Origin of the sequence: Candidatus Cryosericum odellii (genome assembly GCF_003570935.1) — a bacterium.
Taxonomy (GTDB): Bacteria; Caldisericota; Caldisericia; order Cryosericales; family Cryosericaceae; genus Cryosericum; species Cryosericum odellii.
The window spans coordinates 19,532-29,536 of the sequence record NZ_QXIU01000120.1 but is presented as its reverse complement, the minus strand read 5'-3'; the positions used below and the strand labels follow the sequence as shown (position 1 = coordinate 29,536).

The 10,005-nt window shown below is 54.5% G+C and carries 10 protein-coding genes; 5 read left to right on the top strand and 5 right to left on the bottom strand.

Annotated elements, in window-relative coordinates:
* Window positions 1–160 precede the first annotated feature (160 nt).
* Both SMC5_RS05190 and SMC5_RS05185 read right to left on the bottom strand, forming a co-directional pair.
* A complete protein-coding gene (locus SMC5_RS05190) occupies window positions 161–814 on the bottom strand; it encodes a class II aldolase/adducin family protein (RefSeq protein ID WP_119119878.1) in 654 nt (217 codons plus the stop codon).
* Window positions 815–819: 5 nt separating this feature from the next.
* Window positions 820–1,059, bottom strand: a complete 240-nt coding sequence (locus tag SMC5_RS05185) for a hypothetical protein (protein WP_119119877.1) — start codon at window positions 1,057–1,059, stop codon at window positions 820–822.
* Between the two features lie 292 nt (window positions 1,060–1,351).
* On the opposite strand from SMC5_RS05185, the gene SMC5_RS05180 reads away from it, so the two are divergent.
* Together SMC5_RS05180 and SMC5_RS05175 are read left to right on the top strand one after the other, a co-directional pair.
* Window positions 1,352–2,236 (top strand): Nmad3 family putative nucleotide modification protein, encoded by an 885-nt coding sequence (locus SMC5_RS05180; protein WP_119119876.1) that lies wholly within the window; start codon window positions 1,352–1,354, stop codon window positions 2,234–2,236.
* A gap of 200 nt (window positions 2,237–2,436) precedes the next feature.
* Complete coding sequence (locus tag SMC5_RS05175) at window positions 2,437–3,228, top strand: endonuclease/exonuclease/phosphatase family protein (protein ID WP_119119875.1); 792 nt, start codon at window positions 2,437–2,439, stop codon at window positions 3,226–3,228.
* Window positions 3,229–3,294: 66 nt separating this feature from the next.
* On the opposite strand, the gene SMC5_RS05170 is transcribed toward SMC5_RS05175, so the two are convergent.
* Complete coding sequence (locus SMC5_RS05170) at window positions 3,295–3,819, bottom strand: DUF2726 domain-containing protein (protein WP_119119874.1); 525 nt, start codon at window positions 3,817–3,819, stop codon at window positions 3,295–3,297.
* 581 nt (window positions 3,820–4,400) lie between these two features.
* Between SMC5_RS05170 and SMC5_RS05165 the strand changes: the two genes are divergently transcribed.
* From SMC5_RS05165 to SMC5_RS05155, 3 genes are read left to right on the top strand one after another with little or no spacing between them, the layout of a single operon-like run.
* On the top strand, window positions 4,401–5,249 hold the full coding sequence (locus SMC5_RS05165; RefSeq protein ID WP_165846258.1) for a DegV family protein: 849 nt from the start codon (window positions 4,401–4,403) through the stop codon (window positions 5,247–5,249).
* A 28-nt stretch (window positions 5,250–5,277) separates the two neighbouring features.
* The gene (locus SMC5_RS05160) at window positions 5,278–6,561 is read left to right on the top strand and encodes an outer membrane protein assembly factor BamB family protein (protein ID WP_207799088.1); all 1,284 of its coding nucleotides are present in this window, start codon (window positions 5,278–5,280) and stop codon (window positions 6,559–6,561) included.
* 44 nt (window positions 6,562–6,605) lie between these two features.
* Window positions 6,606–7,322 carry a glycosyltransferase family 2 protein gene (locus SMC5_RS05155; RefSeq protein WP_165848986.1) on the top strand — a complete coding sequence of 239 codons (717 nt, stop codon included), beginning with the start codon at window positions 6,606–6,608 and terminating at the stop codon, window positions 7,320–7,322.
* Between the two features lie 227 nt (window positions 7,323–7,549).
* On the opposite strand, the gene SMC5_RS05150 is transcribed toward SMC5_RS05155, so the two are convergent.
* On the bottom strand, window positions 7,550–8,758 hold the full coding sequence (locus SMC5_RS05150; RefSeq protein ID WP_119119872.1) for an ATP-binding protein: 1,209 nt from the start codon (window positions 8,756–8,758) through the stop codon (window positions 7,550–7,552).
* A 267-nt stretch (window positions 8,759–9,025) separates the two neighbouring features.
* Window positions 9,026–9,877, bottom strand: coding sequence for a BsuPI-related putative proteinase inhibitor (locus SMC5_RS05145; protein ID WP_165846257.1), 852 nt, complete (start codon window positions 9,875–9,877; stop codon window positions 9,026–9,028).
* Between the last annotated feature and the right edge of the window lie 128 nt (window positions 9,878–10,005).

Here is a 10,005-nt window from a genome sequence, read left to right as displayed (position 1 = left end):
AAGTATGTCTGCATCCTTCAAAGCCTCGATCATTTCCTCCTCGTTAAACTTAACTCCCGTTTTTGTCCATCCCGTTACAGTAATATCACAGTACTCTTTTAAAAGATTCAGATGTTTATCATTTATAAATGCAGTTACACGGTTTTTAACTTTTCCATTTTCAGCCCTCCTTTTTTTGTCCGTATTCTTCGAGGAAAAAGGAGCGCATGAATTGCACGTTTTCATCACTTATGCACACCGGACCGCCCAAAGCCTGTACGTCGACGAACACTCTCGCAGCCTTCTCCACTATCTGGCAGATGACGAACGCTTCCTTCATGTTTCGTCCAATACAGACCGGTCCATGGTTGGCAAGGATTGCTGCATTTCGTCCTTCGAGGGCTATCATTCCATTTTTTGTAAGTTCATCGGAACCAGGAAGACCATACTTTGAAACTCTAATTGAACCTCCAACTATCTGAACCATATCATCGAGTATGGGGGGAATATCCTTATGAGCTGCAGCTACGATACATGCGTTAGTTGAATGGTTGTGTATTACGGCGTTTATGTTTGGACGTGCCACATAAATTGCAGCATGAAGGGGGGTTTCCGTTGAAGGCTTCAAATTCCCTTCATAACTCAAATCGTGTATGTTTACTTTTACCATGTCACAGGGTGCCAATTTGTAATAGTCGATCCCGCTCGGCTTTATGTACATATAGTCATCATCGATTCTCTCGCTGACGTTTCCCCATGTACCAGCAGTCAGCCCCATTTCACAAAGTTGAACACCTGCATCGCATACTTCCTTGTTTATTGCATTCAAATCCATAGTTCTCACTCCTCTCCTATTGGGAATTTTATAAATTCTGCCCTTTCCTTCCAGTATCCTTTCATGTTGCCCCTCAGTTCCTTGAATAACTTGTAAAGCCTGATATAGACTATGTGGTTTGTATTGTCGGGCATGAAAACCTCAGAATCGGGACACCCTGAAGCTTCAATTCTCATATCAAAGGCTTCCCCTAGAAGATAATATATACCCTGAATACCGGGTTCACAAATCTTTTTCCTTACCATTAGCTTTCCAAGGCAATCCGAGAAAAGCTAGCAGATAAAGCTGCTCTGCGCTCCACCTTGTGAGCCTCGTGACCGTTCTTCGAAACGATGATCGCCATGATTTCCTCCATAATATTCAACTCTCGAGATGAGTATACCTTTGTTCAGCAGGGGACTCAAGGCGAATGGGGACTGCGGAGCACGGCCTTGGATAGCGCTTGACGTCGCCGTTCCGAGGCCGATAATAGCCATAGCGACGTGCGGTCGGAACACCGATGGCGGAGGTACACAGGGAAAACGGAGGAAGCACCAAGTGAACATCATCCTCAGCCGCAAGGGCTTTGACAGTGGGTATGGTGGATGGGCGAGCCCCATTCTGCCTGACGGCAGGATGCTCTCGCTCCCGATCCCGGCCAGCAACGGAGTTGTGTCGTATAGTGATCTGTCAGCAGGCGACGGCGTCTCCTATCTGGATATCATGCGTCAGCTGCGACATGGACATCAAGACAGGTTCGTTCTCTCCCATAAGACTTGGCTGCCATCTCGCCAGGGGATCAGCGCACATGTAGACCCCGATCTTGTTGCTTCAGCGTTAGAACGACTTCCTGGCTGGCGTGGCATGTTTGGGCAGGCGAACGCGGCATCAAGCCATCTGCTGAACCACCAAGTCGGCCCCGGCGACCTGTTCCTGTTCTTCGGGCGCTTCCGGCATACAGAACGCGTCGACGGGCGTTGGTCGCCTGCTCATGAGCAGGATATGCACGCTCTCTTCGGGTACCTGTTTGTGGGCGAGATCCTCGACGGGTCAAAGAATACGTGTTTCCCGGACTGGGCACTGCGTCATCCGCATACACAGGAGTGCTTCCTGGATTCCTCCGCGTACAAGCACAACCAGATCTTCGTCGCTGCTCCCACGATCCCTGGAACGAAGGTGCTGGGATGGGGACGCTTCCTTTGGAATGAGCGCCTCCAGCTGACACGGCCTGGGAGCACGAGCCTCTGCGACTGGCAACTGCACCCTTGTTTCCGTGAGGTCGAGGATATGTCGTATCATCCAGGAGGAGAGTCCCGATATGGATGGCATGACGAGACGTTCTGCGCTGCAAAGAAGGGTCAGGAGTTCGTCATCCCCGCTGGGCACAACGCAGTGGAAGAGTGGGCGATGGAGTTGATTAGGGATATCCTGGCCGAACACTGACCTGTAGGCATTGCGCCGGATCCTGGGCGCGCAGTCAGGCATGACGATGTCAGTATGTCAGGAGGCATTCATGGCAGCCGATCCAAAGAAGGACATCCGTTTCAGGATCGTCTCGGTCCTGGACTAAGCTCGCTTTCGCGATGATGATAAGTAGAGACTCCCCTGAGCAACCTCCCCAGGTAGTGGGGTTGCCATTTCCCATGGCAACGACGTTGCGCGTCGTACAGTGGAACATCTACATGAGTTGCCACATTGAGAGCATCGCCAACTTCATCATGAACAGCATTGGTCAGGGCCCGGCAATTGTCTGTCTGGAGGAGGTCAAGCGCTCCGCCTATGACACACTGAGGAATCTCCCGAATCTGACATCGTCGTGCTTCAGTCTCGACCTGCGTGAGCCGGGTGGCAACGAAGGCGATGAGAGGAAGATGGGCATCGCAGTATTCAGTTTCGGATTGCCGATCATCTCTCCGGAGTTGCTAGATCGAACGGTGTTTCCCGAGCGGACGCTCTCCGTGCTCCTTCATGGTGTCTTTGGACCCATCCGGGTGGTTGCTTTTCACTCGTTGACGGGGGTTGGCTACCACAAGGCTAAGTCCAGCAATTTCGCCTCTATCGCCGATTACCTGCAACTCCACAAGAGCGACCTTGACTTCCTCTGCTTCGACGCGAACGAGCCATGGCACGATGACATCGACCCCACGAAACTCGTTTTCTGGCCCCGTGGCAAGACAGCAGGTCTCATTATGGGGAGCAAGAAGGTTCATGACCTGTCCGATTCGTATGTCGAGCATCTTAGGAGCACTAGACACATCGACAATGCGCGGGATCCGTTGACCGTATCGCACGTCACCCAAGGGACACCGCGGCGGTACGACTACATCATGCACTCGCGGAGATGGACAGTGGTCAACTGCTCCTATCCATACGCCGAGTCAATCGCTGCTAGCAGCGATCACTCCGCGGTCATTGCAGACTACGAGCTGCGGTGACTGTCCCTTCCTGTTAGCGGGGGACAGACAGCTGTCCTGCTGAGTCATGCGCTCAACGATCAGTCCTTATCTTCGGATGGCCTCGGTGATCGATGCAGCAAGCTGCTTCGGGTCATAGGCGGCCTGTGCCCTGACGTGCAGGAGAGGCAGTCCTGCCTTTGCCAGGACTCGGTCGACGAACGCGTCGCGTTCCTGCCGGTCTTCTCGGTCGTGCGAAGAATCGTCCAGTTCTATGGCGAGGACGGGTGAGATGGCGTTCCTGTCAAAGAGCACGAAATCAACCGACTTGCGGTCAACCTTGTTGTGGAACGCCTGGTAGGACCCGGTGCCCTTCTCGACAGTCACGAGGTTGTTCAGTGACACTTGTGGAAAGATGTAGTACTTTGAGCTGTCGGTCACCTGCTCCAGCACCCCGAAGAACGAGCGTTCTGCCTTGGACATCAGGTACCGCTTGAGGACGTAGGGTAGGTCCTCAGATTTCTCCGAAGGTGTTCCCTTGTTCCGAGAGCCTTTAGTAGACTGAAGTACGAGAAGACCCACGGCAATTAGGAGGATGATCCACCAGTACTGTTTCAGAAGCGTCGACAACATACTTGCATCCCCTTCAGGAATCTGCAGCAATCACATGATACCACTTCTGTTCAATAGACAGAACAGCAGAAGCGTCTCGTCAGGGCTGGATTCCCGCCTTCGCCGAAAGCACCCCTCACCTTGAACCAAAGGGCTCGGGGGGGGAATGACAGACAGGTGTCGAACGCAGGGTGTCTCCTATAACATGGTCCAGGGCACGGCAGTTGTTTCCAAAATGGAAATAGTTCAACCTGATAGATGACGTCGGACGTCTCGACAGGTCGGGTCCAACCATATGGATGCAATCTTGGCTTGCTGAGCGGGGTCGACCATTTTGTTGATGCCAACAAGATGGTCGGTCTTGGCTCTGGGTATCGGTGGGGAGTTGAGGATGTGGTGCTGGCACGACACGCTAGACCATTTCACTATGATTCTTTGATGACGCAACTCGACAACAGGAGAGGCACACGGTGCTATACTACGCTATGACTAGCGCCTGATGTACCTCCGTCAGGGGAGTGTCAGTTGATGAGATCGCCCTCCGGGGTATGAGGCCGCGATGGGCAAGGGGATGAATGTGCAGGCGGAGAAAGGAGCCGGCAATGGCTATCCACATCGTAACAGACAGCATGGCATGCCTGCCGCAAGGGTATGCCCAGGAGCACGGTGTCACCATCGTGCCCCTTAGGGTCTCGCTCGACGGCGAGTACTTCCGCGATGGCATCGACATTGCGAACGACGAGTTCTACCGTCGTCTCGTGGCGGGCGCGAAAGGGGGCAGTACGCAGCCGTCACCCGAAGAATTCGCTTCTGCATATCGTGCCATTCTGGACAAGGACCCTGCAGGAGACATCGTGTCGCTTCACGTCAGTTCACGCCTGTCGGGGACACTCAATGCGGCTCTCACCGGGCGCAACCAGCTGGACACAGTTCACGTGCAGCTTGTAGATACCTGGAATGCCGGTCTCGGTATCGGATTTCCGGTGATGCGAGCAGTGGAGCTTGCCGAGGCAGGAGCACTGCTGTGGCAGGTCGTCGCTGAGGCGGAAGCGTTGTGCCAGCGGACCCATACCTACTTCGTGCTTGACTCTTTCACGTATATCGAGAGGGGCGGGCGCATTGGAAAGGCTGCTGCCATCGCTGCCAGCATCTTGAAGATCAAGCCCATCCTCACCTTCACCCAGGGGGCCACGGATGTCGAGGACCGTCCCCGGACCAAGAAAGTTGCGCTGGAACATCTATGGGCAATCATCGACAAGCACGTGCAGAAGGGGATCGAATACATCGGGTTCCAGTATGGCACCAACCGGGACGAGGTTGAGGGCTTCCAGCGTGAGTTCACCTCCAGGTACAACCTGCCGAGCATGCTGGCCCAGATTGAACCCGTTCTCGGAAACCAGGTGGGGCCCGATATCCTCGGAGTCATCATTTCAGAGAAGAAGCCGCAATAGCACGGTCGGCGCACAGGCTCCTGGCTGGATGAAGACAGGGAACACGACAAGAACGCAAAGAAAGAAGGAGAGTCCTATCAAGAGATCCGTCGCAGTGTTTTTGATAGCCTTGGTTTTGTTTTCTGCCTTTCAGGCGACAGTAAGAGTAGAACTCGCGAAGGCAGAAACCCAGCCGATATGGCCCATGGAAGGGTACGATGCAAGGCATACAGGGCAATGCCCGTATGATACGTCAACAAACAATGGGAATCTCGAGTGGAAGTTCAAGACAGGCGAGAAGATCTGGTCCTCCCAAGCCATTGGTTCAGATGGAACGATCTATACAGGTTCAAGGGACCGTTACCTCTACACACTGAACCCTGACGGTACGCTGAAGTGGAAGTTCAAGACAGGTGGCTGGATCGTCTCCTCGCCTGCTCTTGCTTCAGATGGAACAGTTTACGTAGGTTCAAGAGACGAGTACCTTTATGCAATCAACCCTGACGGCACGCTTAAGTGGAAGTTTGAAACAGGCGACGTGATTTACTCTTCCCCTGCTATTGCTTCGGACGGAACGATTTATGTAGGAGCAAATATCAACCACCTTGACATATTCAACTTTTTGCAAAGCTACCTCTACGCACTTAATCCTGATGGAACGCTTAAGTGGAAGTTTGAAGCAGGTAGAAGGATCCAGACTTCTCCGGCCATTGCACCAGATAGAACAGTCTACGTAGGGTCCAATGACCGCTATCTCTATGCGCTTCATCCTGATGGTACGCTCAGGTGGAAATATAAAACAAATGGCAGGATCTGGTCTTCCCCTGCTATTGCTTCGGACGGAACAATCTACGTAGGGTCAAATGACCGTTATCTCTACGCGCTCAATCCTGATGGTACGCTGAAGTGGAAATACAGAACAAGCCACTGGATTATCTCTGCGTCCGTCTCTTCTCCGGCCATTTCTTCAGACGGAACAATCTATGTAGCGTCATGGGACGGCTACCTGTCTGCAATTAACCCTGACGGCACTCTTAAGTGGACATTTAGGACAGGTTGGCCCAGTGCTGGTCCATTCCAGAATCTTTTGAAGAAACCGCCTGTCTGGATGACAGCAGGCCTTGATGAGATTACCTCTTCACCAGTCATTTCTTTTGAGGGAACAATCTATATAGGCTCAAACAACAACTACCTCTACGCACTGAATGCTGACGGCACGCTCAAGTGGAAATTCAAGACAGGCAACGGGATCTTCTCGTCACCAAGAATTTCCTCCAATGGCACCGTCTATGTAGGGTCCTGGGACGGGTACCTTTATGCAATTGGCGGCTAGTCATCATCTCAGTCGCTTTGGAAAGAAGGCGAAAGGAATTGAACGTGAGCAATGAAGTGTTGTTCTTTTCGATTGTCATTCCTGCTTACAATGAAGAAAACTATATTGGCAAGACACTCTCTGCGCTGAAGGAGCTGGACTATCCGCCCAGCAGGCTTGAGGTCATCATCGTGGAGAATGGTTCTACGGACCGGACGGACAGCGTTGTCGCAGCAAACGCGCCTGTGTCCGCGAAGGTCGTCAGGATTGCAGAGACAGGGGTTTCACACGCACGGAATCTGGGTGCAGATCTCGTCTCCCAGGCGAGCGACTGGGTGATCTTCCTCGATGCCGATACCTATTTTGCGCCGACCTTTCTCAGGGAACTTGACCGTTTCCTGAGGGCGAACGCCGGCAGAAACCTGGGGACTGGGATGGTCTCGCTCCGCCCCGTTCCTGACTCGAGGGTCGCCAGAGGATGGTATCACTTCTTCAATTTCGTCAGTTATGTCACCAGAACGACCAAGTCTATCCAGTTCATACGCCGGGACCTCCTGGGTGACATCCGGTACGATGAGAGCCTGACATTCGGAGAGGATGAACAAATGCTCAAGGAATGCCGCCGCCATGTTCGTCACTTCTATTTGAAGACCAGGAGCGTCTTTTCGTCAACAAGAAGATTCCTGCGGAACGGATGGATACGGGAGCTTTTCACCTCAATTCATCTGATCGTCCTTCCATATAGGAAAAAGCAATCAATTGACTACACGGCTCCCCGCTAGGCAACCATACCAGTATTCACGCAGTCAGGACACCGATCGCGGAGGCACGTACGGAAGGCAGCTGGATTCCCGCCTGCGCCGACAGCACCCCTCGCCTTGGACAAAAGGGCTCGGGGGGGAATGACGGATACAAGCTGGATTCCCGCCTGCGTGGGAATGACAAATGCAAGCGGGAATGACAGAAGGGTGCAGGGAGGACGGGGGCGTGTCGAATCCTCGGGGCGTCTCTACAGCATGGTCCAGGGCACCGCGACGATGTTCCTGGCCAGGTGCAGGACGCGTGTGCCGGTATAGATGATGGCGGCCGCGGGGCATGCCGGCTCCTGGCCCATGTACCAGCGCAGGTGCTCCGTGTCGGACCATGTGACATGGTCGCTGAGTTTGACCTCGATGGCAGTCTTCTTCTGGTCGCGTTCGACGACGAAGTCGACCTCGTGCAAGGGCCCGCGACGCGTGCGCACAAACCAGATCGAGAGACTGTCCAGGTCCGCGAGCGCCTGGATGCTTGTGCAGACCAGCGCCTCGAACAGGTGTCCAGCCAGTGTGTCATCAATGGATTCTGGTGTTCTCTTGCCCAGCAGGGAGCAGACAAATCCGGTGTCAAACAAGTAGGACTTCCAGTTGCGTCGGACAGATGTCACGCTGGCGAGAGGAGCAGGGGGGACCAGATCCAGCAGGTGAGCTGTCTTTAGTGTCTCCACGTACCTCGCGACAGTCGAGGCGCTGACATGGGCGTTGCTCGCAACCGAGGAGTACTCCAGCAGGGATCCGGTCGTGATGGCGATCATGCGCATGACCGCCTGGTAGTCGATCATCGAAGCGACTGCCGATATGCCGGGCAAGTCACGCTCGATGTATGTCTGGATGTAACTCTCCCAGAAGAGGGCGGCTTCGGCGGGTGTGCCGTCGCGGATGCCGGGCAGACAGCCGGTGAACAGGACTATCTTGATATCTGGGACGGGTGGTGTGTCCTGCTCTGGTAACAAGGTGCCGTTCAACAGGTCGAGTACCCAGGACGGTTTGCCTGTGCCCTGCCATTCGCTCCACGTGGGCTGACGCAGGACGCTGTACCCCGCACGTCCTGCCAGGCTCTCGTGGATTTGCCGGAGCAGCAGGAAGTTCGCAGAGCCGCTGAGGACGAAGCGACGCGACCGATCGTCGTCGACTGCTTTCTTGACGGTGATGAAGAGGTCTGGCACACGCTGTGCCTCGTCGATAACCATGCGGTCCGCCTGGTTGACGAAGCCCTGTGGATCGTTATGGGCTTGGGTCATGGTGGTCAGGTCATCCAGGTTGACGTGCAGGTAATCGGCGAACATTGGCTCATTAGCCAGGAGAGTGCTCTTGCCAGTCTGCCGGGCGCCCGTGAGGGCAAGGACGGGGAAGACATGGTCTGAAAGCTGCAATCGATCTGCCATCCAGCGTGTTCTGTACATTGGCGTCACCTCCTGATGCCATTGGCATCACCTCATGGGGGTATTGTACACAATAGCCTCAACAATGCAAGTGAAGCGTGGTACAGGGGACACCCATGCATGCGAACATGGCTGGCCAGCACATGCATGGCGGGCAGCTGGATTCCCGCCTTCGTCGAGAAGCACCCCTCAGAAGCACCCCTCGTATTGAAGAAGAAATACTCGGGGGGGAATGACAGACCAGGGACAGGAAAGAAAAACGCCCCCCACTTGAGGGGGCGTCTGCATCTAGAGTGGAGGGGGCGTGCTGCCCATGAGAACAGCGGCTCGCTGCGTCTTCAGAACGCCGAGGCTGTCGTCCAGCACGGTGAAATGAATGTAGAAGCCATTGGGCTTGAGGTCGCGCGGGATGTCCCACGAACTTTCGAAGCTATTACTGGTCCCAACAGGAATGGTGAGGTGCGTGACGCCCGCCGCAAATTTCTTGTTGGCCATCCACTGGTAGAAGAGATTACCTTTGGCATCGGTGATGGTCCAGTCATACTGCTGGGTGCTGGGAAAGGTCAGGACGAGTGGTTTGCTGGTCAGGTTCGTGATTGTGTACTTGACCGTGATGGTTGTTCCCACGCGGTAGATGAGTTTGTCCGTCGTAAAGCTGACGCTTAGGTCTCGGGTGCTTGTCTGGCCGACCGCGAACTGCGTCTTCGTACCGGTCGGTTCGGTTGTTGTGCTGGTCAGCACGAACTCTAGTTCATACGTTCCGGAAGCGAGCTTCCCGGGCACTTGCCACGAGCCATTGAGCTCCATGGTCTCGCCCATCATGACGGTGCGGCTGGTTACGATGTCTGCGAACATCTGGCCGGTCGACCATCGGGCAATCACCTTGCCGCCCTGTCGCAGAATAAGGTCGTAGACCTGGGATGTCATAAAGGTCAGGACAAGAGGCTGGTCGTTGCCGTTGTAGAGGGTGTAGCGCCAGTCGATGGCCTCACCCGGTACGTACGACAGCTTACCGGTCGCCAGCGTCACCGTTGGCGGCGCGTAGCGGATACCAACGGGTGGGCCGGCCGCGTTCACCTGGCGCACGCTTAGCGTGACTGCCAGTGCAGCTATCAGGAGTACGATCAGTAGTCTCTTCATCGGTGTCACCTCCATCTGGCGGCCCTTGCGGGTCACCATCCTTCTGCCAGTTTGACGAGAGCTGGCGGGTTCTGGTTCCCGTACGTCGTCACAACTTTGCGCATTGTGACGTGAATGTCAAGGATGGT